The sequence below is a fragment of the Streptomyces sp. NPDC101118 genome, assembly GCF_044759445.1.
Lineage (GTDB): Bacteria > Actinomycetota > Actinomycetes > Streptomycetales > Streptomycetaceae > Streptomyces.
Genome location: NZ_JBIVZG010000025.1, coordinates 12,333 through 34,626 on the forward strand (window position 1 = coordinate 12,333; position 22,294 = coordinate 34,626).

At 73.2% G+C, this 22,294-nt stretch carries 22 protein-coding genes; 14 read left to right on the forward strand and 8 right to left on the reverse strand.

From position 1 onward, the window contains the following. Positions 1-78 precede the first annotated feature (78 nt). Both ACIQUQ_RS30425 and ACIQUQ_RS30430 read left to right on the forward strand, forming a co-directional pair. A complete protein-coding gene (locus ACIQUQ_RS30425; RefSeq protein ID WP_403982343.1) occupies positions 79-594 on the forward strand; it encodes a MarR family winged helix-turn-helix transcriptional regulator in 516 nt (171 codons plus the stop codon). A gap of 9 nt (positions 595-603) precedes the next feature. Beyond that, a complete protein-coding gene (locus tag ACIQUQ_RS30430; RefSeq protein WP_403982345.1) occupies positions 604-855 on the forward strand; it encodes a DUF3263 domain-containing protein in 252 nt (83 codons plus the stop codon). A gap of 136 nt (positions 856-991) precedes the next feature. Here ACIQUQ_RS30430 and ACIQUQ_RS30435 read toward each other — a convergent pair whose 3' ends face one another. Then, positions 992-2,209, reverse strand: coding sequence for an extracellular solute-binding protein (locus ACIQUQ_RS30435; protein WP_403982348.1), 1,218 nt, complete (start codon positions 2,207-2,209; stop codon positions 992-994). A 218-nt stretch (positions 2,210-2,427) separates the two neighbouring features. On the opposite strand from ACIQUQ_RS30435, the gene ACIQUQ_RS30440 reads away from it, so the two are divergent. The 3 genes from ACIQUQ_RS30440 (at position 2,428) to ACIQUQ_RS30450 (ending at position 5,578) form a co-directional block, all read left to right on the forward strand. Next, a complete protein-coding gene (locus tag ACIQUQ_RS30440) occupies positions 2,428-3,360 on the forward strand; it encodes an ROK family protein (RefSeq protein ID WP_403982580.1) in 933 nt (310 codons plus the stop codon). After that, on the forward strand, positions 3,360-4,511 hold the full coding sequence (gene nagA / locus ACIQUQ_RS30445; protein ID WP_403982351.1) for an N-acetylglucosamine-6-phosphate deacetylase: 1,152 nt from the start codon (positions 3,360-3,362) through the stop codon (positions 4,509-4,511). Before ACIQUQ_RS30440 ends, nagA begins: the two co-directional genes overlap by 1 nt. A 152-nt stretch (positions 4,512-4,663) precedes the next feature. Continuing rightward, positions 4,664-5,578: a 1-phosphofructokinase family hexose kinase gene (locus ACIQUQ_RS30450; RefSeq protein WP_403982354.1), complete on the forward strand. Its 915-nt coding sequence runs from the start codon at positions 4,664-4,666 to the stop codon at positions 5,576-5,578. Positions 5,579-5,653: 75 nt separating this feature from the next. On the opposite strand, the gene ACIQUQ_RS30455 is transcribed toward ACIQUQ_RS30450, so the two are convergent. Further along, positions 5,654-6,634, reverse strand: coding sequence for a CBM35 domain-containing protein (locus ACIQUQ_RS30455; RefSeq protein WP_403982357.1), 981 nt, complete (start codon positions 6,632-6,634; stop codon positions 5,654-5,656). 68 nt (positions 6,635-6,702) lie between these two features. After that, positions 6,703-8,373, reverse strand: coding sequence for a diguanylate cyclase CdgB (cdgB, locus tag ACIQUQ_RS30460; protein ID WP_403982359.1), 1,671 nt, complete (start codon positions 8,371-8,373; stop codon positions 6,703-6,705). Between the two features lie 377 nt (positions 8,374-8,750). On the opposite strand from cdgB, the gene ACIQUQ_RS30465 reads away from it, so the two are divergent. Further along, positions 8,751-9,236, forward strand: a complete 486-nt coding sequence (locus ACIQUQ_RS30465) for a flavin reductase family protein (RefSeq protein ID WP_403982582.1) — start codon at positions 8,751-8,753, stop codon at positions 9,234-9,236. 62 nt (positions 9,237-9,298) lie between these two features. Here the strand turns inward: ACIQUQ_RS30465 and arfB are convergent, their stop codons facing one another. Next, complete coding sequence (gene arfB / locus ACIQUQ_RS30470) at positions 9,299-9,724, reverse strand: alternative ribosome rescue aminoacyl-tRNA hydrolase ArfB (protein WP_403982362.1); 426 nt, start codon at positions 9,722-9,724, stop codon at positions 9,299-9,301. Between the two features lie 151 nt (positions 9,725-9,875). Here arfB and ACIQUQ_RS30475 point away from each other — a divergent pair, with 151 nt between their 5' ends. Continuing rightward, entirely contained in the window at positions 9,876-10,451 is a 576-nt protein-coding gene (locus ACIQUQ_RS30475) for a TerD family protein (protein WP_403982365.1), read from the forward strand. A 64-nt stretch (positions 10,452-10,515) separates the two neighbouring features. Further along, on the forward strand, positions 10,516-11,028 hold the full coding sequence (locus ACIQUQ_RS30480) for a GNAT family N-acetyltransferase (protein ID WP_403982367.1): 513 nt from the start codon (positions 10,516-10,518) through the stop codon (positions 11,026-11,028). Between the two features lie 28 nt (positions 11,029-11,056). On the opposite strand, the gene ACIQUQ_RS30485 is transcribed toward ACIQUQ_RS30480, so the two are convergent. After that, entirely contained in the window at positions 11,057-12,454 is a 1,398-nt protein-coding gene (locus ACIQUQ_RS30485) for a M1 family metallopeptidase (RefSeq protein WP_403982370.1), read from the reverse strand. 44 nt (positions 12,455-12,498) lie between these two features. Then, complete coding sequence (locus ACIQUQ_RS30490; protein ID WP_403982372.1) at positions 12,499-13,029, reverse strand: heme-binding protein; 531 nt, start codon at positions 13,027-13,029, stop codon at positions 12,499-12,501. 855 nt (positions 13,030-13,884) lie between these two features. Here ACIQUQ_RS30490 and ACIQUQ_RS30495 point away from each other — a divergent pair. The 3 genes from ACIQUQ_RS30495 to ACIQUQ_RS30505 all read left to right on the forward strand — a co-directional run bounded on the left by ACIQUQ_RS30495 (position 13,885) and on the right by ACIQUQ_RS30505 (position 16,958). Further along, complete coding sequence (locus ACIQUQ_RS30495) at positions 13,885-15,084, forward strand: sensor histidine kinase (protein ID WP_403982375.1); 1,200 nt, start codon at positions 13,885-13,887, stop codon at positions 15,082-15,084. Beyond that, on the forward strand, positions 15,081-15,704 hold the full coding sequence (locus ACIQUQ_RS30500) for a response regulator (protein WP_403982377.1): 624 nt from the start codon (positions 15,081-15,083) through the stop codon (positions 15,702-15,704). Before ACIQUQ_RS30495 ends, ACIQUQ_RS30500 begins: the two co-directional genes overlap by 4 nt. A 150-nt stretch (positions 15,705-15,854) precedes the next feature. Then, positions 15,855-16,958 (forward strand): M4 family metallopeptidase, encoded by a 1,104-nt coding sequence (locus tag ACIQUQ_RS30505; RefSeq protein ID WP_403982380.1) that lies wholly within the window; start codon positions 15,855-15,857, stop codon positions 16,956-16,958. A 467-nt stretch (positions 16,959-17,425) separates the two neighbouring features. Here ACIQUQ_RS30505 and ACIQUQ_RS30510 read toward each other — a convergent pair whose 3' ends face one another. Both ACIQUQ_RS30510 and ACIQUQ_RS30515 read right to left on the reverse strand, forming a co-directional pair. After that, positions 17,426-17,926, reverse strand: a complete 501-nt coding sequence (locus tag ACIQUQ_RS30510) for a hypothetical protein (RefSeq protein WP_403982382.1) — start codon at positions 17,924-17,926, stop codon at positions 17,426-17,428. Between the two features lie 104 nt (positions 17,927-18,030). Continuing rightward, on the reverse strand, positions 18,031-18,678 hold the full coding sequence (locus ACIQUQ_RS30515; RefSeq protein ID WP_403982385.1) for a pentapeptide repeat-containing protein: 648 nt from the start codon (positions 18,676-18,678) through the stop codon (positions 18,031-18,033). Between the two features lie 314 nt (positions 18,679-18,992). Here ACIQUQ_RS30515 and ACIQUQ_RS30520 point away from each other — a divergent pair, with 314 nt between their 5' ends. From ACIQUQ_RS30520 to ACIQUQ_RS30530, 3 genes are all read left to right on the forward strand, one after another. Then, positions 18,993-20,180, forward strand: coding sequence for an FAD-dependent oxidoreductase (locus tag ACIQUQ_RS30520; protein WP_403982388.1), 1,188 nt, complete (start codon positions 18,993-18,995; stop codon positions 20,178-20,180). A gap of 137 nt (positions 20,181-20,317) precedes the next feature. After that, entirely contained in the window at positions 20,318-21,322 is a 1,005-nt protein-coding gene (locus ACIQUQ_RS30525; RefSeq protein ID WP_403982390.1) for a zinc-binding dehydrogenase, read from the forward strand. Positions 21,323-21,384: 62 nt separating this feature from the next. Continuing rightward, on the forward strand, positions 21,385-21,855 hold the full coding sequence (locus tag ACIQUQ_RS30530; protein WP_403982392.1) for a GNAT family N-acetyltransferase: 471 nt from the start codon (positions 21,385-21,387) through the stop codon (positions 21,853-21,855). The last annotated feature ends 439 nt before the right edge of the window (positions 21,856-22,294 follow it).

Genomic DNA, 22,294 nt, shown 5'->3' on the forward strand with positions numbered 1-22,294 from the left:
CACGGCCCACGGTGCGGGGTGCTTCCGGTTAACCCCCGGGCTTTATCTCAGCGCTAAGGTACCGACTACAGTGCGGTCATGACCGACCACGTAGACCGCGTCATCGCGCAATGGGCCGAGCAGGCCCCCGACGCCGACGCCTCCCCCATGGGCGTCATCGGCCGGATCAAGCGGCTCTCCCACATCATCGACGCCGAGCTGCGCTCCACCTACGCGGCGCACGACCTCGACGCCTCCGCCTTCGACCTGCTGGCGACGCTCCGCAGGAGCCCGGCCCCGCACCAGCTCACCCCCGCGGAGCTCATGCGGGCCTCGATGGTGACCTCTGGGGCCATCACCCAGCGGCTGGACCGCCTGGAGGCGCGGGGGCTGATCGCCCGTACCCGCCGGGAGGCGGACGGACGGAGCTTCCACGTCTCGCTCACCCCGGCGGGTCTCGACCTGGTCGACCGGGCGCTGGTGGACAACTTCGCGACCCAGGACCGGCTGCTCAACGGCCTGGACCCGGAGCGGCGAGAGCGGCTCGCGGGCGACCTGCGGACGCTGCTGGAGACGCTCGGGGACACCGGCAGGGCTGTCGGCGTGCGCCGATAGTGTGGAGGTATGACGGAACACGAGCAGGCAGGGGCCGCGCTCTCGGAGCGCGAGGCCGCCGTGCTCGCGTACGAGGGGCGCAGCTGGCCGGGGCCGGGCGCCAAGGAGCGCGCCATACGCGAGGGCCTGGGCATCTCCCCGGTCCGGTACTACCAGCTGCTCAACGCCCTGCTGGACGACCCGCGGGCGCTCGCGCACGCGCCGGGCACGGTCAACCGGCTGCGCCGGATCCGGGAGGCCCGGCGCACCGCACGGCGCTAGCCGGGCCCTCCTGGTAGCCCAGCCCTCCAGGTAGCCGGACCCTGCCGGTGGCCCGGCCCTCCCGGTAGCCGGCCGCCCTCCCGCTAGCCGGACCCTCCCGGGAGCCGGGCCCAGGCACCCCCCCGAGGGCGCGGCGTCAGCGCTGCTGGTCCGCTGCGCGGGCGGCGCCGGCGATCTCCTCCAGCGTCCGGTCGGGGCTCTGGCCCTCGTCCATGGACTTGCCGATCTTCTGCTTGATGTCCTCGCTCACCGCGGGCCAGGACTTCTTGCCGGCCGGGTAGAGCCGGGAGTTGGGCAGGGCGCCGAGGAAGGTCTTCAGCCCGGCGTCGGCGCCGGTCGCGTCCTCCATGGCGCGGGAGCCGCTGGTGGTCACCGGCAGCAGGCCGTACGTGGAGGTGAACCTGGTGACGTTCTTCGCCTCGAAGAGGTAGTCGAGGAAGGCGCCGGCCTCCTTGGGCCGGCCGTTCTTGAAGGCCATCACCCAGTCGGCCACGCCCATCGTCGGCTCCTCCTCGCCGCGGGGCGTCGGCAGGGGCACCATGCCGAACTTCACGCCCTTGGCCGTGGCCTGCTTCATCAGCGCCGGGTGGCCGTTGAGCATGCCCACCTCGCCGTTGGAGAAGGCGTCGAAGGCGGCCTGGCGGTTGAGCTGCGAGGGCTTGACCGGGCCGGTCAGCCCCGCCTCGACCAGGTGCTCCTTCACCCAGTTCAGGGTCTTGACGTTCTCCGCCGAGTCGATGGCGTACGCCTCGTCGTTGTCGGTGTAGCCACCGCCGCCCGCCAGCAGCCACTGCATGGTCTCGGCCTGGGCCTCCTCGCGGCCCAGGGGCAGCGCGAAGGGGGTCTTGGCCTCGCCCTTGAGCTTCTTCGCGGCCGCCTCCAGCTCCGCCCACGTCTTGGGCGGCGCGGCTATGCCGGCCTTCTCGAAGAGGTCCTTGTTGTAGAAGAGCAGCCGGGTGCTGGAGACGAAGGGGATGCCGTACTGCACGCGCTTGACCTTGCCGGCGTCCGCGAGCGGGGCCAGGAAGTCGGCCTCGGTGGAGACGGCGAGCAGCTCGTCGGCGGTGTAGAGCTTGTCGTCGGCGGCGTAGTCGGCGTACGCGCCGATCTGCGCGACGTCGGGGGCCTCGCCGTTCTTGACCATCTCGGCGACCTTGGCGTCGACCTCCTCCCAGGAGTAGACGCTGACGTCGACCTTGATCCCGGGGTGCTCCGCGGTGAAGGCGGCGGCCAGCTCCTTCCAGTAGGCGGTGGAGCTGTTCTCGGAACTGTCTCCGTAGTCGGCCGCGACGACCTTGAGGGTCACGTCGTTGTCAGAGGAGAGGCCTCCGCAGCCGGCCAGCGTCACGGTCATGCACACAGCGGCGCCAAGGGCGGCCAGGCGGTTACGGGCCTTCACAGCGGTATCCCAACATCGTCGTTCCACTTGTACCCGTAAGGTCTACACCACTCTCACGCCACCTTTACAGGGAGGGGAGGGTCCCGGTCCTCGTTTGTATGGCGAGTCAACAATCCTCCCAGTGGACTAGACCTTTCCCTCTCCGACACGCGAGACTGTCCCCCGTGAAACCCGTGAAACACGTCATCGCCCTCGATGTGGGCGGCACCGGGATGAAGGCCGCCCTGGTCGGCGCGGACGGCACGCTGCTGCACGAGGCGCGCCGCGCCACCGGCCGCGAGCGGGGCCCCGAGGCCGTCGTCGAGTCGATCCTGGAGTTCGCCGCGGACCTGCGCGCGCTCGGCCGCGAGCGGTACGGCGAGAGCGCCGCGGCCGCCGGCGTCGCCGTGCCCGGCATCGTCGACGCCGAGAACGGCATCGCCGTGTACGCGGCGAACCTCGGCTGGCGCGACGTACCCATGCGGGAACTCCTCAGCGCCCGCCTCGGCGGCATCCCGGTCGCCCTGGGCCACGACGTCCGCACCGGCGGCCTCGCCGAGGGCCGCATCGGCGCCGGCCGCGGTGCCGACCGCTTCCTCTTCGTACCCCTCGGCACCGGCATCGCCGGCGCCATCGGCATCGGCGGCCGCATCGAGGCCGGTGCGCACGGCTACGCGGGCGAGATCGGCCACATCGTGGTCCGCCCCGGCGGCCCCGAGTGCGGCTGCGGCCAGCGCGGCTGCCTGGAGACCCTCGCCTCCGCCTCCGCCGTCACGCGCGCCTGGGCGGCCGCCGCCGGCGACCCCGAGGCCGACGCGGCGGACTGCGCCAAGGCCGTGGCCTCCGGCGACGCGCGCGCCCTCGCCGTCTGGGGCGAGGCCGTCGGCGCGCTCGCCGACGGGCTGGTCACCGCGCTCACCCTGCTGGACCCGCGCACGCTGATCATCGGTGGCGGGCTCGCGGAGGCCGGGGAAACCTTGTTCACACCGCTGAGGACGGCCGTGAAGGAGCGCGTGACGTTCCAGCGGCTGCCGCAGATCGTTCCGGCGGCCCTCGGGGACACCGCCGGATGCCTGGGCGCAGGCCTGCTCGCCTGGGATCTACTCGCCACGGAGGTATCCGCCTGATGGCCACAAGCGCAGTCAGCACCGTTCTCTCCGGCGCCAGAGTGGTGCTGCCGACCGGAACCGTCGAGAACGGCCGCGTGATCGTCGCCGGTGACCGGATCGCGGGGAGCGCCCCCGACGGCGCGCCGGTGCTCGACCTGTCCGGCCACTGGCTCGTGCCCGGCTTCGTCGACATGCACAACCACGGCGGCGGCGGCGCCTCCTTCACCTCCGGCACCGCGGAGGACGTCCTCACCGGCGTCCGCACCCACCGTGAGCACGGCACCACCACCCTGGTCGCCTCCACCGTCACCGAGGACCTCGACGAACTGGCCCGGCGCGCCTCCCTGCTGGCCGAGCTGGCCCAGCAGGGCGACATCGCGGGCATCCACTTCGAGGGCCCGTTCATCTCCCCCTGCCGCAAGGGCGCCCACACCGAGGGCCTGCTGCGCGCCCCCGACCCGGCCGAGGTGCGCAAGCTGATCGACGCCGCGCACGGGCAGGCGCGGATGGTCACGCTCGCCACCGAGCTGCCGGGCGGCCTGGACTCCGTACGGCTGCTGGCCGAGCACGGCGTGATCGCCGCGATCGGGCACACCGACGCCTCGTACGAGCAGACCGTCGAGGCCATCGACGCGGGCGCGACGGTCGCCACCCACCTCTTCAACGCGATGCCGGCGCTCGCCCACCGGGCACCGGGGCCGATCGCCGCGCTGCTGGAGGACGAGCGGGTCACCGTCGAGCTGATCAACGACGGCACGCACCTGCACCCGGCCACCGTGGAGCTGGCCTTCCACCACGCCGGCGCCCACCGGGTCGCGCTGATCACCGACGCGATGGACGCGGCCGGGTTCGGCGACGGCACGTACAAGCTGGGCCCGCTCGCGGTCGAGGTGAAGGACGGCGTCGCGCGGCTCGCGGAGGGCGGCTCGATCGCCGGCTCGACGCTCACGCTGGACACCGCGTTCAAGAGGTCGGTCACGATCGACGGACTCCCGGTGGAGTCGGTGGTGCAGGCCATCTCCGCGAACCCCGCGAAGCTGCTGGGGCTGTACGACCAGGTGGGCTCCCTGGAGCCGGGCAAGTACGCCGACCTGGTGGTTCTCGACGCGGCCTTCGAGCTGAAGGGCGTCATGCGGCGCGGCGAATGGGTGGTCAACCCGTCGGCATGACGGCCGGCTGACAGCTGTTCAGGCGCCATTCGGATGCGATTCGCCCCGGATTGGCCGCTGTCGGGAAAGGCGGGTGGCCCGCGCTCTGGGCCGCCCGCCATCCTTTTGGCATGATCCCGCCTCTGGGGGCTGTCTCTTGGGGGTGCCGCGCAATGATCCTTACCGTCACGCTGAACACGGCGCTCGACGTCACGTACCGCGTGCCGCGGCTGCGCGCGCACGCCTCGCACCGGGTCACGGACGTGTCCGAGCGGCCCGGCGGCAAGGGCGTCAACGTCGCCCGGGTGCTGGCCGCGCTGGGCCACGAGGTGACCGCGACCGGGTTCCTGGGCGGTCCCGTGGGCGCGGTGGTGCGGGAGGGGCTGGAGGGGTCGGCGGTGGCCGACGCCTTCGTGCCGTGCGCGGGCAACACCCGCCGGACCGTGGCGGTGGTCGACGAGACCACCGGCGACACCACGCAGTTCAACGAGGCCGGGCCCGTGATCACGCCCGCCGAGTGGAGCGCCTTCCTGGCCCGGTACGCCGACCTGGTCGACGACGCGCGGGCGGTGGCCCTGTGCGGCAGCCTCCCGCCGGGCCTGCCGGTGGGCGCGTACGCGGTGCTGGTCCGCACGGCGCGGGCCGCCGGCACGCCGGTCCTGCTGGACACCAGCGGGGAGGCCCTGCGCCGGGGCATCGCGGCGCGGCCGGAGCTGATCAAGCCGAACGCCTCCGAGCTGGCCGAGCTGACCGGCTCCCGGGACCCGCTGCCGGCCACCCTGGACGCCCGGCGCCGGGGCGCGCAGGCGGTGGTGACCTCACTGGGACCCGCCGGCCTCCTCGCCGCCACCCCCGAGGGCACCTGGCAGGCCGCCCCGCCGCGCACCCTCTCCGGCAACCCGACCGGCGCCGGCGACTCGGCGGTGGCGGGCCTCCTCTCGGCACTGGCCGAGAACCTGGACTGGCCCGCCCGCCTCACCCGGGCGGTAGCCCTCTCGGCAGCCACCGTCCACGCCGCGACGGCCGGCGAATTCCACCGCCCCACGTACGAAGCCGTTCTGACGGGCACGAAGGTGACGCCGGGTTAAGTCCGGGTACGACAGCGGCCCGGTCCCTCCGAGAGGGATCGGGCCGCGGCCTCAAGGCGTCTTGGCGGAGAGGGGTCAGCCCTGCTCCAACACCACCTGGTCGATGATCGCGTCGCAGGAGTTGCCCTGCTCGCAGGAGACCTTGATGGTGTTGGTGCCCTTGTTCAGGGTGATCACCGAGTAGGTGTTGGTCCAGCCCTTGTCCCAGGCGCCCGCCGGCGCGTTGGACCAGTTCTTCATGTTTATCGGACGGCTCTCCGGAGTGCCGTTGATCGTCAGGGTCGCGTTGGCGTCCGTACCGGGGACCGCGTAGAGCAGCCGCAGCTTGTACTTGCCCTCGTCCTTCACGTCCACGGTCCAGGTGAACGACGAGCCGACCGCGTTAAAGCCGCCGAGGTACTTGCCGTCGGCGGACCTGGCCCCCGGGACCGTGTTCTGCGGGGTCGCGCCGCCGGCCAGGGCCAGGCCCGTGCCCGAGGCGGCGTCGGCCTTCGGGAGGGTGCCGGTGTCATCGGAGTCCGAGTCACCGTCGTCCGACTTCGAGGGGCCCGGCGTCGCGGGGGCCTGGCTGACCTTGTCGCTGGGGCCGGCCTTGTCGCCCTTGTCCTTGCCCTTGTTGTCCGTGATCAGCGCCACACCGATGCCGATGACCACCGCGCCGACGACCGCCACCGCCGCGATCAGCAGACCGCGCCGGCTGGAGCCCCGGCGGGCCGGCTCGGGCGCGTAGTGCTGAGGCGGCTGCTGTCCGTAGCCGTTCTGCTGCGGGACGCCGTACCCGGCCTGGAGCGTCTCCGGCGCGGAGTAGTGCGGCTGCGGCTGCTGCTGCGGTACCTGGCGCGGGCCGCGGCGCTCGCCCACCGTCCGCACCTGGTTGTACGAGGTCCGCGGCACACCGGGCTGCGCACCGCCGGCCGGGCCCGGGTAGCCGTAACCGCCGCCCTGCGAGGGCGGAGTGGCACCGGCGGCCTGGCCGTCCGCGTAGAGGTAACCGAACGGGTCGTCGTCTTCGGGCGTGTTCGCGCCGTTGTTCGGGCCGTTGTTCGCGGGCGTCATCGCGGGTCCATCCTTTCGACCCACGGGAGCCTACCTCGAACAGGCGCTCTCCCGGGCGGCCGATGGCCTCAGCCGGCCCTCCGGTGGGCCTTGGAACGCGACCTTTTCTCGATGTACATCCGCTGGTCGGCCGAGCGCAGCACCTCGTCCGCCGACATTCCGCAGCTGGCCCACCCGATGCCGAAACTGGCGCCCACCCGCACCGCCCGCCCGTCCACGCGGATCGGCGGGATGATGGCGTTCCGCAGCCGGACGGCGAGATCGGCGGCGTCCGCGGCCCCGAGCCCGTCCGCCAGGACGACGAATTCGTCACCACCCAGCCGGGCGACGGTGTCACCGTCCCTGACGCCCGTGGTCAGGCGGCGTGCCACCTCGATGAGAACCGCGTCACCCGTGTGGTGCCCGAAGCGGTCGTTGATCGACTTGAAGCCGTCCAGGTCACAGAAGAGGACGGCCAGGCCCTTGGTGCCGTCGTCGATGTCCGTGGCCGGGGCGACCGTGTGCACGTGGTGGTCGTACGGGCCCGCGTCCGCGCCCCCGGGCAGGTCGAAGGGATCGGTGTAGCCGTCGGCCGGAAACCCGTGCTCACCTGCCGTCCCGTCCTCCGGGCGGCCCTCGAAGGCCGCGTCCAGCGCCTCGACCGCGCTCGCCCGCACCGACTGTGGCCTGCGGCACAGCCGCGCCCCGAGCCTGGCCCGCAGCTCGGCGCTGTTCGGCAGCCCGGTGAGGGAGTCGTGGCTGGCCCGGTGCGCGAGCTGGAGCTCGTGCCGCTTGCGTTCCTCGATGTCCTCGACGTGCGTGAGCAGGAAGCGCGGCCCGTCGGCGGCGTCCGCGACCACCGAGTTCCGCAGCGAGACCCAGACGTACGTGCCGTCGCGCCGCCCCAGCCGCAGCTCGGCCCGGCCGCCCTCGGCGGAGGTGCGCAGCAGCGTGCCGATGTCCTCGGGGTGGACCAGGTCGGAGAAGGAGTACCGGCGCAGTACGGAGGCGGGGCGGCCCAGCAGCCGGCACAGCGCGTCGTTCGTGCGCAGCAGGCGTCCGTGCTGGTCACCGCCCATCTCCGCGATGGCCATGCCGCTGGGCGCGTACTCGAAGGCCTGCCGGAACGACTCTTCGCTCGCCCGCAGCGCCTGCTGCTCCCGCTCCAGGCGCACCAGGGCCCGCTGCATGTTCGCGCGGAGCCGGGCGTTGCTGATCGCAATGGCCGCCTGGAAGGCGTACATCTGGAGCGCTTCGCGCCCCCACGCGCCCGGGCGGCGCCCGTTGCGCGGTCTGTCCACCGAAATGACACCCAGAAGTTCCCCGCCGGACGCGTACATGGGGGCGTAGAGGCGGTCCTCCGGGTGCCACTCGTCCTCGAAGCGCGGATCGGGGCCGTCCGTGTGCCACTGGGGCACGTCGTCCTCGATGAGCACCCAGCCCTCGGTGTGCGGGATGAACCGCAGGCCGTCCCAGGACTCGCCCATCGAGAGCCTGCGCTCCCAGGACGCGCGGGAGCCGACGCGACCGGTGATGAGGGCTTCGGCGGAGGGGTCACCTGCGAAGGCGGCGACGACCAGATCCCCGTCGGGGCGTACGAGGTTGACACAGGCGAGCTCGTAGCCGAGGCCCACGACGATGCCGTCCACGACGGTCTGCAGAGTGTCCGCCAGGCTCCGGGCCGTGTTCAGCTCGGCCACCACCTGGTGCAGCTGCCGCAGGGTCGCAAGACGGACGTACGGCTCCGACTCGGTCTCCATTGCTCGCTCTCCCCGAGACCTCGACAGCAACTCCAGGTTTGTCATCGGCGTTTCGTTGCGGTGTCCATTCCACTGAATCACAGTGAGCTGTTCCGCCGGTACACAGGGTCAACAAATCTTGCCCTCTGTGACTCAAGTCACATGAGATGAAGAAGGAGCTCCACCGGGGCTGGGAGCGCTCCCTGTCGTTTTCGTGAGCAAACGATACGCCGGGGGACCTAGGACGGGGCCGCGTCACGGCTCGGACCGACGCCCGATGTGCCGCGCGGGGGGCCGAGACTAGCGTCCTGAGGGTGCCCAAGACGAGCCCCTTGCCCCGCGCCACACCCGCCACCCCTCATGCTGAGGGGGTGAGCAATGACGAGTTCCGCGCCGCGATGTCCCGGCTGGCCGCGGGAGTGGTGCTGATCACCGCCCACGAGCCCCCGCTGACCGACGACGGCCCGCGCGGCGAGGACGTCGGGATGACGGCCACCGCCTTCATGTCCGTCTCCCTCGACCCGCCCCTGGTGCTGGTGAGCCTGCGCGAGGGCTCCCGGATGGACGACCTGCTGGCCGAACAGCCCCTCTGGGGAGCGTCGCTGCTCGCCGAGAGCCAGCGGCACATCGCCGGCCGGTTCGCGATGAAGGGCCGGATCAGCGACCGCCTGCTGTTCGAGGACATCGCGTACGTACGGGGGGACGCGTCCGGCGCTCCGCTGGTCGGCGGCGCACTGGCGACGCTGGAGTGCCGTACCGAGCAGCGGGTGACCGCCGGCGACCACACCCTCGTCATCGGGCGGGTCCTGACGGCGGCTCTGCCCTCCGCCGAGGGCCGGCCGCTCACCTACTTCCGCGGGCGGTACCGGCAGCTCGGCTCCTGACCACCGGTCAGGCGGCTCCGGGCGTACGGGCGGACCGACTCCGGACGTACCAGGGAGCCGGCTCACCAGTCCCTGCCGGACCGCCCCCGCTTCGTCTCCGCACGCGCCTTCTTCTCGCGCAGCCGGCGCTCGTTGATGCCGCGCGGAACCTTCGTCGCCCGGCGCGGCTTGGGCGGCGGCGCGGTGGCCTCCGCCAGCAGCGAGGCCAGCCGGACCATCGCCATCTCGCGGTTGCGCCACTGCGAGCGGTGCTCGGAGGCCCGTACGGAGAGCACCCCGCCCACCAGACGGCCGGCCAGCCGCTCCAGCGCCCGCTGCTTCCACACCTCCGGCAGCGCCTTGGTGGCGGCCACGTCGAAGAGCACCTCGGCGGCGGAGTCCGAGGTGTTGACGTGCTGCCCGCCGGGCCCCGAGGAACGCGAGAAACGCCACTGGAGCTCGGCCTCCGGCAGGAGGACGGAGCCGCGGATGACGTGAGGACCAGGCATGCCCCCATGATCCCGCCCCCGCCGCGCCCCGTCACGCGGTTTTGCCCCCGGGGAACCGGCCCGCCCCCTCCCCGCGTTATCCAGATCAGCGGTAGCTTGACCGACGCACGGTCATCGCACCGGCTCACAGGACGAGGAAAGGGACATCCCAATGGCAGTAAGCCTGTCCAAGGGCGGCAACGTCTCGCTGACGAAGGAGGCGCCCGGCCTGACCGCCGTCACCGTCGGCCTCGGGTGGGACGTCCGGACCACGACCGGTGTCGACTTCGACCTGGACGCCTCGGCAATCGCGGTGAACGCCATGGGCAAGGTCGTCTCGGACGGCCACTTCGTCTTCTTCAACAACAAGTCCACCCCGGACCAGACCATCGTCCACACCGGTGACAACCGCACCGGCGAGGGCGCCGGCGACGACGAGGCCATCAGCGTCAACCTGGCCGGCCTCAGCCCCGACGTCGACAAGATCGTCTTCCCGGTCTCCATCTACGACGCCGACTCGCGCGGCCAGAACTTCGGCCAGGTCCGCAACGCGTACATCCGCGTCGTGAACCAGGCCGGCGGCACCGAGATCGCCCGCTACGACCTCTCCGAGGACGCCGCCACCGAGACCGCGATGGTCTTCGGCGAGCTCTACCGCAACGGCGCCGAGTGGAAGTTCCGCGCCGTCGGCCAGGGTTACGCCTCCGGCCTCACCGGCATCGCCCAGGACTTCGGCGTCAACGTCTGATCCCGAACCGGACCGAAGCCCCCTCCGGCCGTCCCCGGAGGGGGCTTCGCGCTACCGTGCCCGGGTGATCCTCGAAACCTTCACCCCCGCGGACGGCGCACTGCCCGGCCCCGTCCTCGCCGAGGTCGCCGCCCTCTACGCGACCAACCGGGCCTTCTTCGAGCTCAGCGGCGACTTCCCGGACCCGGCGCGGATCACCGTCGAACAGGTCGCCCGCGCCCTGGCCGACGAACTCGCCGAAGAGAGCTCCGAGGTGCTGCTGGCCCGCTCCGGCGGCCGCCTCGTCGGCCTCGCCGCCACGCTGGCCCACCACCCGTCGGACGACGACCCCGACCCGTGGATCGGCCTGCTGCTCGTCGACGCCACCGTCCACCGCCAGGGGTACGGGCGCCGGCTGGCCGGCCTGGTCGAGGAGCGCTTCCGCGCGGCGGGCCGGGAGGCCGTGCGGCTGGCCGTACTGGAGAACAACCCCCGGGCCCTGGCCTTCTGGACGGCCCAGGGCTACGTGGAGATCCGGCGCGCGGAGGACCGTACGCTGCACCGCCCCTGCGTGGTGCTGCGCAAACCGCTGCGCTAGCCGCCGGGACACCCGTCGGCGGCAGGGCTCACTCCGCCGGCTTGCCGTCGCCGTACAGCCAGGTCTCCCAGATACCCGAGAGGTCCTTGCCGGTCTCCTCCTCCGCGTACGCCGTGAACTCCTTGGTGTCGGCGTTCCCGTGGCGGTGCGCCGCGGCCCAGCCGCGCACCAGCGCGGAGAAGGCCTCGTCCCCGACCTCCTGGCGGATCCGGTGCAGCACCATCGCGCCCCGGTAGTACACCGGGGAGTCCGAGATGTGCTCCGCGCCGGGCGGCTCGGCGGGCGGGAAGGCCCAGTAGGAGCCGTCCGCCTCGGGGTCGGCGTCGGTGTCCTCGTCGTAGAAGGTCCGGAACCGCTTCTCGGCGCTCGGGCCGCCGTGGTCCTCCGCCCACAGCCACTCGGCGTAGGTCGCGAAGCCCTCGTTCAGCCACATGTCGCGCCAGGACCGGGGCGAGACCGAGTTGCCGAACCACTGGTGGGCCATCTCGTGGACCAGCAGCTCGGTGTCCGGCGCGCCCGAGAAGATCGGGCGTGACTGGGTCTCCAGGGCGTATCCGAGCGTGCCGTCGTCCTCGACGATCGCGCCCGTGGCGGAGAAGGGGTACGGGCCGAAGCGGCGCGTGCCCCAGTCGACCACCTCGGGAATCCGCTTCAGCGCCGCGGCGCTGTCGGTGGCCTCCTCCGGCCGGACCGCCGTGAGGACGGGCAGGCCGGAGGCGGTGCGCGAGGCGGTGACGGTGTACTTCCCGACGGCGAGGGTCGCGAGGTAGCCGGCCATCGGCTCGGGGCTGTGCCAGCGGAAGACGGTGCTGCCGTCGCGCTCGGTACGGGACTTCAGCACGCCGTTGGAGACCGCCTCGTACCCCTTGGGCACGGCGATCTCGACGTCGTACGCGGCCTTGTCGGCGGGGTGGTGGTTGCCGGGGAACCAGGCCATGGAGCCCTGCGGCTCGCCCACCGCGACCGCGCCGTCGTCCGTCTCGATCCAGCCCTCCTCGGAGCCGTCCGGGTCCTCGATGGGCTGGGGCGTGCCGGAGTAGCGGACGACGGTGCGGAAGGTGCGGCCCTTCCTGAGCTCGTCGGAGGGGCGGACGGTCAGCTCCTGGCCGACCCGGTTGAACCGGGCGCCCTCGCCGTCGACCCGTACCGACTCGACCTCCATGCCCTCCAGGTCGAGGTTGAAGGCGCTGAGGTCCTGGCCGGCGGTGGCGGTGATCTCGGCGGTGCCGGAGAGCTCGCCGGTGCCGGGGGCGTAGTCCAGCTTGAGCCCGTAGTGGGTCACGTCGTACCCGCCGTTGCCCGCCTTCGGGAAGTACGGGTCGCGCAGGCCGGACGCGCCGGGGGTGCCCTCGACCGTGCCGCCCGTACACGCCGCGGTCAGCGCGAGCAGGGCGGCGGTGGCGGGGGCGGCACGTCGTAGATCCACGTCCTCGATCCTAAGCGGCCCCGGCGCCGCCCCCGGGAGTCCGGTCAGTCGTTCAGGGCCTCGACGCCGGCCTTGGCGAACTTCTCGTCCAGGTCACCGCTCGGGGCGCCGGCGACGCCGATGCCGGCGATGGGCGCGCCCTTGACCTGGACCGGGGCGCCGCCGCCCAGGAAGAGGGTGCCGGGGATGTCCTTCAGGTTCGGGGTCTGGGCGAGGCGGCCGGCCAGCACGGAGGTGGGGGCGTTCCAGGAGACCGCGGTGAAGGCCTTGCGGTGGGCGGACTCGTAGGACTGCGGGCCGGCTCCGTCGCCGCGGAGGGTGACCACGGTGTTGCCGTTGCGGTCGACGACCGCGACGGTCACGCGCTGGCCCTCCGCCTCGGCGGCGTCCAGGGCGGCCTGCGCGGCCTCGGCGGCGGCGTCGATGGACAGGTGGGTGCTGGTGACCAGGCCCTTGGGGTCGTCCTTCTTCTGCGCCGGGGCGGGGGCGGCGGTGGCGGTCATGGTGCCGAAGCCCACGGCGCCGACGACGACGGCCAGACCGGCCCCGGTGATGACGCGGTTACGAAGGTTCACGACTGCTCCTCTGCGGTGGTTGCGCTGTCCCTTCGATCCTGGCCCCGGGGGCGGGGGTGGCTGATCGACGTACCGGCTGCCGATGCGCTGCGCTCCGGCTGACAGGGGGGTCAACCGATCGGCTGATGCGGGGGGCTCCCGTGGGGGCCACGCTTGCCGGTAGGGGCCCCGGAGCCAAGGCCTCCGGCTCGGGGCCCCTCCGAAACCTCCCGCCCCGACGGGCACGGGTACGGGCTCCCGTACCGGAACGCGCACCACACCCGGGACGGGCTCCCGTGCCGGGTGCGGGGCCCGTGCCGGGTGCGGTGCGGACCGTTGCCGGGTTCGGGTCCGATGCCCTGCGGGGCTGGTCCCCTACCCGCCCTTCCTCCGTTCCCCGAGCTCCGCCCGGACCCCTTCGGGGGCTCCGCCCCCGGACCCCCGCTCCTCAAACGCCGGAGGGGCTGAACACAGCCTCGCCGGCGTTTGAGGCGCGGGGTCCGGGGCGGAGCCCCGGGGAGCCCAGCCCGCCCGGCGCTTGAGGGCGGGCGGGGTCCGGGGCGCAGCTCCGGGGAACGGAGGAAGGGCGGGTCGGGGGCTGGCTCCGCGCAGCGGCAACGGCCCGCACCTCGCACGGCCCGGCACCCGGTAAGGGGCCAGCAGCGCCAAGCCAACGCACCAGGCGCGGGAGCCGCACCGCACCCGGAACGCGAGCGGCACGGCACCGCACCCGGCACGGGACCCGCAGCGGCACGGGCGGCACCCCTCACCGCAGCACGACAACACGGCACCGCCCCCGGCACGGGAGCGGCACCGCACCGCACCCGGCACGGGAGCGGCACGATGGGGGCGTACCCCGTGGACGAGGAAGGCGCGATGGCACAGGCAGCAGCCACACAGCCCGCACAGAACGAGGGCACCCGCGCCCTCGCGGCAGTCATGCACGGGGCGTTCTTCGCACTGCTCGCCGCCTCCCTCGTCCGCTTCCTCATCCGCCACCCCGGCGAAGCCCGCACCCCCTGGATCATCGCCCTCAGCGTGACCCTCGCCCTGCTCTACGTCCTCGGCCCCGCACTCGGCGCCGCCCCCACCCTGCGCCGGCTCTGCTGGCTCGGGCTGGTGATCGCCACCTGGGTGGTGCTGGTCCTGCTCGCCCCCAGCTTCGCCTGGTGCGCCGTGCCGCTCTTCTACACCGCCCTGCGCACCCTCCCGCCCCGCGCGGCGATCGTGCTGGTGGCCCTGCTCACCACCCTCGTGGTGATCGCGCAGCTCCAGCTGGCCAACGGCCCGTTCGACCCGAACCTCCTGCTGGCCCCGCCGGCGGTGGCCGCCCTGGCCACCGCCGTGTTCCTGCACATGGAGCGCCAGGCGGAACGCCAGCGGGCCCTGATCGACGACCTGATCCGCACCCGCCGCGAGCTGGCCGCCACCGAGCGCCGCGAGGGCACGCTGGCCGAGCGGCAGCGGCTGTCGATGGAGATCCACGACACCCTGGCCCAGAACCTCTCCAGCCAGCAGATGCTCCTCCAGGCCGCCGACCGCACCTGGGACACGGACCCGGCCACGGCCCGCCGCCACGTCCGCACCGCCAACGAGATCGCCGCCCGGGGCCTGGCCGAGGCCCGGCGCCTGGTCCACGACCTCGCTCCGCCCGGCCTCGACGGCGGCGGCTCCCTCCCCGACGCCCTGCGGGCCCTGGACGCGGGCCCCGAGGTCACCGTCCGCTTCCACCTGGAGGGCACCCCCGTGCCGCTCCCGGAGCGGGCCCGGGCGGCGCTGCTACGCATCGCGCAGGGCGCGCTGGCGAACGTACGGGAGCACTCCGGCGCCCGTACCGCGGCCCTGACCCTGTCCTTCCTCGGCGACCAGGTGGTGCTGGACGTGGCCGACGACGGCCGGGGCCTGACCGCACCCGACCCGGCGCGGGCCGCGGACCCGGCCGACCCGACCCGCGGCCACGGCCTGCCCGCCATGCGCGCCCGGGTGAGCCAGCTCGGTGGCACCCTGACCGTGGAGTCCACACCCGGCGAAGGCACCGTGCTGTCCGCCTCGATCCCCCTGGAGCCCCGCCCATGACCACGATCCTGCTCTGCGACGACCACGTGGTGGTGCGCGCGGGCCTGCTCGCCCTCCTCGGCAGCGAGCCGGACATCGAGGTGCTGGGGGAGGCCGGCAGCGGCGAGGAGGCGGTCGCGCTCGCGGAGAAGCTCAGGCCGGACGTGGTGCTGATGGACCTCCAGCTCGGCGAGGGCATCGACGGCGTCGAGGCCACCCGGCGGATCACGGCGCTGCCGGGCCGCGCCCCGCACGTCCTGGTCCTCACGACGTACGACACGGACGCGGACATCACCCGGGCCATCGGCGCCGGCGCCACCGGCTACCTGCTGAAGGCCGAGCGGCCCGAAGAGCTGTTCGCGGCGATCCACGCGGCCGCCCAGGGCCGCACCACCCTCTCGCCGCCGGTGGCGAGCCGGGTGATGGCCGCGATGCGCGGCACCCGGCCCACGCTGACCGACCGAGAGCTGGACATCCTCGGGCAGCTCGCGCACGGACTGGGCAACCGGGAGATCGCCCGGGCGCTGTTCATCAGCGAGGCGACGGTCAAGACGCACCTCGGCCGGATCTACGACAAGCTCGGCGTCGACACCCGCGCGGGCGCGGTCGCCGTGGCCAAGGAACAGCGCCTGCTCCCCTGACGGACCGCCGGAATCCGGACAGGAAAGCATGCTCTCCGGACAGTTCCGCACCCCGTCAGCCATGTTCACGTCAAACCCCTCCCCGGTACGCGGGCTTCCGGGGCACGCTCCCTGCGCAAGCCACCCCACGGCTTCAGCGAAGGAGTCCGCGTGCCCCACACGTCCGCGCACCGCACCAGAGCCCTCGCCATCACCGCGACCGCCGCCCTGGCCGCGCTCGCGGCCCAGACCGCACCCGGCCTCGCGGCCCCCGCACCCGCCCGGCAGACCGCCGCCGCGCCGCACGCCCTCGCGGGCACCGGCCACAGCCAGTACAGCGGCACCGTCGCCCTGGGCACGTACTTCAACGGGCGCCTGTACGAACTGCACGACCCGAACCGCGGCGGCCAGAAGACGTACGACGCACGAGGCGGCACCAGCCTCGGCACCCTGTTCACCGACACCGACGACGTCTGGGGCACCGGCTCCGTCACCAACCGGCAGACCTCGGCGGTGGACGCCCACTACGGCGCCGCCACGACCTGGGACTTCTTCAAGACCACCTTCAACCGCCGGGGCGTGCGCAACGACGGCCGCGGCGTCGCCTCCCGCGTCCACGCGGGCAGCGGCAGCGGCAACGCCTGGTGGTCGGACTCCTGCGGCTGCATCAGCTACAGCGACAGCCCCGACGGCCGCCCGTACACCTCGCTCGACGTCGCCGGCCACGAGATCGCGCACGGCGTCACCTCCGCCACCGCCGGCCTGCTCTACTCCGGCGAGTCCGGCGGCCTCAACGAGGCCACCTCCGACATCTTCGCCAGCGCCATCGAGTTCTTCGCGGCCAACCCCACCGACGTGGGCGACTACCTCATCGGCGAACGCGTCACCGGCAGCGCGCTCCGCTCCCTGGACCGCCCCAGCCGCGACGGCCGCTCCCCGGACTACTGGTACTCCGGCATCGGCTCACTGGACCCGCACTACTCCTCCGGCCCCGCCGTCCACTTCTTCTACCTGCTGGCGGAGGGCAGCGGCGCCAAGGTGATCAACGGCGTCACCTACGACTCCCCCACCCACGACGGCTCGAAGCTGCTCGGCATAGGCCGCGACGCCGCCGTCCGCATCTGGTACCACGCCCTGACCACCGGAATGACGTCCTCGACCAACTACGCCAAGGCCCGCACCACAACCCTGGCGGCCGCGGCAGCCCTGTACGGCACGTCCTCCCCGCAATACGCAGCAGTGGGCGCAGCCTGGACCGCAGTCAACGTGCGCTAGCCACCACACGAGGGCCCCGAACTCACGGGCCGCGCGAGGACCAGGTACCGCGCGGCCCGTGACTCCATCCGCCCGCTCCCCACCCACCCACTCACTCACTCACCGCCGGTCCCTCCCGACCCCCTCCGGCCCCTCCCCATCCCGGCCGGTCGTGTGGTGTGTGGGGGAGGTGCTTGAGGCGTCGTGGCAGGCTGGTCCGGAGGCAGGCCCGGGCCTGGGGTGGCCGAAGGCCAGGGCGAAGCCCCAAAGCCCCAGGGGTGGGCCTGCCGCTGGGGGCACCTCCCAGCGGTAGCTGGGGGAGGCCTGCAGGCCACGACGGGTCAAGCACCGAGGGGACCCACACACCACACGACCGGGCACCCCGCACCACCGGCCCGGGGCACCACCCCTCCCCCAGGCCACCGCCCCTCGCCCCCCCGGCAGCACCGCCCCTCGCCGACGAGGCCCCGACCCGACCCCGGAAAGCCCTAAGCCACGCGAGGAAAGCGAGCCTGAAGGGTCCACACGTGGGGGTTGTCGGCCAGGCCCTCGTGCATGTCCGTCAGGTCCGCGATCACGTCGTGCAGGAAGTCCCGGGCCTCGCGCCGCAGCAGGCGGTGGGAGAAGGTCAGCGGGGGCTCCTCGGGCGCCATCCAGTCGGCCTCGACGTCGACCCAGCCGAAGCGCCGCTCGAAGAGCATCCGGTCGGTGGACTCGGTGAAGTCGAGTTCGGCGTACTGGCGGGCGGAGGACCGGCTGCCGCGCGGGTCCTGGTCGAGCTGCTCGACGATGTCGCAGAGCGCCCAGGCGAAGTCGAGCACCGGCACCCACCCCCATGCCGTGGACACCTCGCGGTCCTCCTTGGTGTCGGCGAGGTAGACGTCGCCGCAGAAGAGGTCGTGGCGCAGGGTGTGGACGTCCGCGGTCCGGTAGTCGGTCTGCGAGGGGTCGGGAAAGCGCGAGGAAAGGGAGTAGCCGATGTCGAGCACGCTCTCGATGGTGTCACGCCCCGAGGGGCCGTGGTGCCGGGGGAACGGCTGCCGGGCCACACAGCCGGCCCAGGCCCCAGGCCCGACCTGACCCGAAAGGCGGCCTACGCCTCCACCCGCACCCCCAGCTGCGCCGCGAACAGCGGAGCCAGCTGCACCAGCTGGACCGGACTGATCACCGCGCCGGCCAGCCGGTCCACGCCCCGGGCGATGTCCAGCTCGGCCGCCTCCCGGAGGTCCACGTCGGCCATCCGGGCCGCCGTGAAGTCGGCCCGCCGCAGTGTGCAATCCCGGAACTCGACCCGCCGCAGCTCCGCGCCCGCGAAATCGGCCTCCGCGAGCACACAGCCCTCGAAGACCACGTCGGTGAGCCGGGACTTCCGCAGGTTGAGGTAGTCGATCTTGCCGCCGCGCACCAGGACCCGCTCCAGCACCGCCCCGTGCAGCTGCGTGCCGCCCAGCCGCGCGTCCCGCACCTCCACGTCCCGCAGCAGCGCCCCGGCCAGGTCCGTGCCGACCCCGCGCACCCCCTCCAGCACCGAGTCCACGAAACGGGACCTGACGAGCGTGGTCTCGTCCAGCACGCACCGGCGCAGGGCGCAGTCCATGAACGTGGCGCCGTGTCCCTCCTCCCCCGAGAGGTCGGCGTCGGCGAACTCCAGCCCGTCGTAGTCCCCGTCAGGTTCCAGCCCGCCGCCGTACGGCCTCAGCACGGGCAGCACCACCTCGGACCGCCGCGCCGCCACGACCACCGGACCGTCCGCCTTCTCAGCGTTCTGAGCCGTCTGAGTTCTCTGAGCCTGAGCCGTCTGAGTTCTCTGAACCTGAGCCGTCTGAGTTCTCTGAACCTGAGCCGTCTGAGTTCTCTGAACCTGAGCCGTCTGAGTTCTCTGAGCCTTCCGCACCATCCACCCATCGTTCCGCACCCCACTGACAGCACCACCTGCCGAAGTCCCGCGCCCACCCCAGAAGGTCCCGAAAGAAATCTCCGCACCCGTGTCACATCCAAGCCGCCCCCACTGTCGTGTGTGCAAAGGACCCAGAACGCCCCCCAGGGAGAAACCCAATGCAGCAGCTCACCGTCATCGGCGGCGGATTCGCCGGACTGGTCGCCGCCATCAGCGCCGCCGAGGCGGGCGCCCGGGTACGGCTGTACGAGTCCCACCAGACCCTCGGCGGCCGGGGCCGCACCGCCGACGGTCCGTACCGCACCAACGAGGGACCGCACGCCTTCTACAAGAACGGCCCCCACTGGGCCTGGCTCAACCAGCGCGACCTCGTCGGCCCGCTGGCCCGGGTCCCCGCCCTGGACATGACCCGGCTCCGCCTGCACAGCGGCGGCAGGCTGCGCTCCGTCCCTCCCCTGGCCTCGCTCAGGCTGGCCCGGCGCCCGCTCGCCGACGCCCCCGTCGACCGCACCTTCCTCGACTGGGCGAGCTCGCTCATCGGCGAGCGCGACGCCCGCGCCACCGCCAACTCCCTCGCGGTCGCCCTCTTCCACCACGACATCGGGTCCCTCTCGGCGGCCTTCGTGCACGAGCGGCTCCAGCGGGTGCTGTCCTTCCCGCCCGAGGCCCAGTTCCCGCGGGGCGGCTGGCAGTCCGTCATCGACCGGATGGCCGCCCGGGCCCGCCGCCTCGGCGTGGTGATCGAGACCGGCACGCGGCTCACCGAGCTGCCGGCCGACGGCGGGCCGGTCGTCGTCGCGACCTCCCTCGCCGCCGCCCGCACCCTGCTGGGCGACCCCTCCCTCACCTGGGAGAGCGGCCGTACGGTCCTGCTCGACCTGGGGCTGCGCACCCGCCGCGGCGACGCCTGGGCCGTCTCGGACCTCGACGAACCGGCCTGGATCGAGCGCTTCACCGCCCAGGACCGCACCCTGGCCCCGGCCGGCGAGACCCTGCTCCAGGCACAGCTGCCGATCGGCCCCGACCAGGCCAAGGCGGTCGGCATCGAGCGCGCCGAGCGACTGCTCGACCTGGGCTTCCGGGGCTGGCGGGAGCGGGTCACCTGGCGGCGCGAGGCCGTGGCCACCGGCCGCACCGGCGCGGTGGACCTGCCGGGCACCACCTGGCGGGACCGGCCCGCCATCGCGCGGGGCAACGGCGTCTACCTGGCGGGCGACCAGGTCGCGGCACCCGGCGTGCTGGCCGAGGTGTCGTTCAACAGCGCCATCGAGGCCGTCTCACTGGCGATCCGCGACACCGGCCGCGCGGCCGCCGCCAGGGCCGCCCTTGACCTCGACCGCGCTTGAGGTTGTTGGCTCGTACCCGAAGCGCCCGAAGCGCCCGAAGCGCCTGGAGCACCCGGAGCACCCGGAGCACCCGGAGCACCCGGACCACCCGGGCAGGCACACCGGACCGAACCGTACGTACGAGCCAGGGAGTCCCCATGCACGCCATCCGCCTGCACGCCTTCGGCCCCGCCGACAACCTCGTCTACGAGAAGACCGAGGACCCGGTGCCAGGCCCCGGCCAGGTCCGCATCGCCGTCGAGGCCGCAGGCGTGCACCTGCTCGACACCGCCCTGCGCCTGGGGGACCGGGGCCCGCTGCCCGCCCTCCCCGAGCTGCCGACCGTGCCCGGCCGCGAGGTCGCGGGCACGGTCGAGTCGCTCGGCGAGGGCACCGACCCCGCCTGGCTCGGCAAGCGGGTGGTCGCCCACCTGGGCATGGTCCCCGGCGGGTACGCCGAACTGGCCGTCACCGACGCCGCCCGGCTGCACGAGATCCCCGCGAACCTGGACGCGGCCCGCGCCGTCGCGATGATCGGCACCGGCCGCACGGCCATGGGCATCCTCCAGTTCACCGAACTCGGCCCCGACTCGGTCGCGGTCGTCCCGGCCGCGGCCGGCGGCATCGGCACCCTGCTCGTCCAGTACGCGAAGAACGCCGGCGCCACGGTGATCGGCCTGGCCGGCGGACCGGCCAAGACCGCGGCCGTCGAGGCGAACGGAGCCGACCTGGCCGTGGACTACAACGTCCCCGACTGGCCCCTCCGCGTACGGGAGTTCCTCGGCGAGCGGCGGGCCACGGTCGTCTTCGACTCGGTCGGCGGCGAGCCCGGCCGAGCCGCCGTGGACCTCCTGGGCCCCGGCGGCCTGCACCTGGTCTTCGGCTGGTCGAGCGGCGGCCTTCACGAGGGCGGCCCGCTCACGTTCACGGAGGAGGAGCAGGCCGCGCGCGGGATCGTCTCGGAGCAGGTGTTGGGGCCGGTGATGCTGGGCAGGGCGGGCGGCGACAACCCCGTACGCGTCCTGGAGACCCGCGCCCTGGCCGAGGCGGCCGCGGGCCGGCTGACCCCGGCCGTCCAGCGCTTCCCCCTGGCCGGAGCGGCCGCCGCCCACCGGGCGCTGGAGGGACGCGCCACGATGGGCAAGGTGGTGCTGGTGCCGTGATCCGCCCCCGAGAAGGCCGACCCTCCCGGGCGTCCACACCCTGGACACCTAGGCTCGGGAACATGATCCGTACCGCAACCCCCGCCGACGTCCCCGCAATCCACGCGATGGTCCGTGAACTCGCGGAGTACGAGCGGGCCCTGGACGAGGCCCGCGCCACCGAGGAGCAGCTGCACGAGGCGCTCTTCGGCGAGCGGCCGGCCGCCTTCGCGCACATCGCCGAGACCGACGACGGCGAGGTCGCCGGCTTCGCGCTGTGGTTCCTCAACTTCTCCACCTGGCGCGGGGTGCACGGCATCTACCTGGAGGACCTGTACGTACGCCCGGAGCGGCGCGGCGGCGGCCACGGCAAGGCGCTGCTGACCGAGCTGGCCCGGATCTGCGTCGAGCGCGGCTACGAGCGGCTGGAGTGGTCGGTGCTCGACTGGAACACCCCGTCGATCGACTTCTACCGCTCGCTGGGCGCCCTCCCCCAGGACGAGTGGACGGTCTACCGCCTCACGGACGAGGCGCTGACGAAGCTCGGCTCCTGACCGGGCACCTGCCGCGGCCGCCCCTGGCCAGGCGGGCTGGGGGCGGTGGCGGGTGGGCCGGGTCGTCGGGTGCGGGTGGTGCCCGGCCCTGCGGCCGGGGGCCGTGGTCAACGGTGGGCCCGTGGACATGTCTTCTGGGGTGCGCCTCCCGGTATGCCCACTGCTTTAACCGGAATGGCGTCTACAGGCCTTCATGCGCCTGCCCGCATGCCGCCTCGTAGCCGGCTCATGCGTTCAGAGAAGCGTGGTTGCTGTTCGTGGGTGGCTGATGGAGGCTCCCGTGCGCCGGTGATCGCCCGCACCCATCGCGTGGGCGCACCTTCTGTGGTTGAGGTCCGAGACGGCAGCAACCATCGAAAACCGGTAGTCGTGAACACCAGCCACAGAAGGTGCGCCCAAACGAGACGGTCACGCGGTATCCGGTGCACGGGAGCCTCCA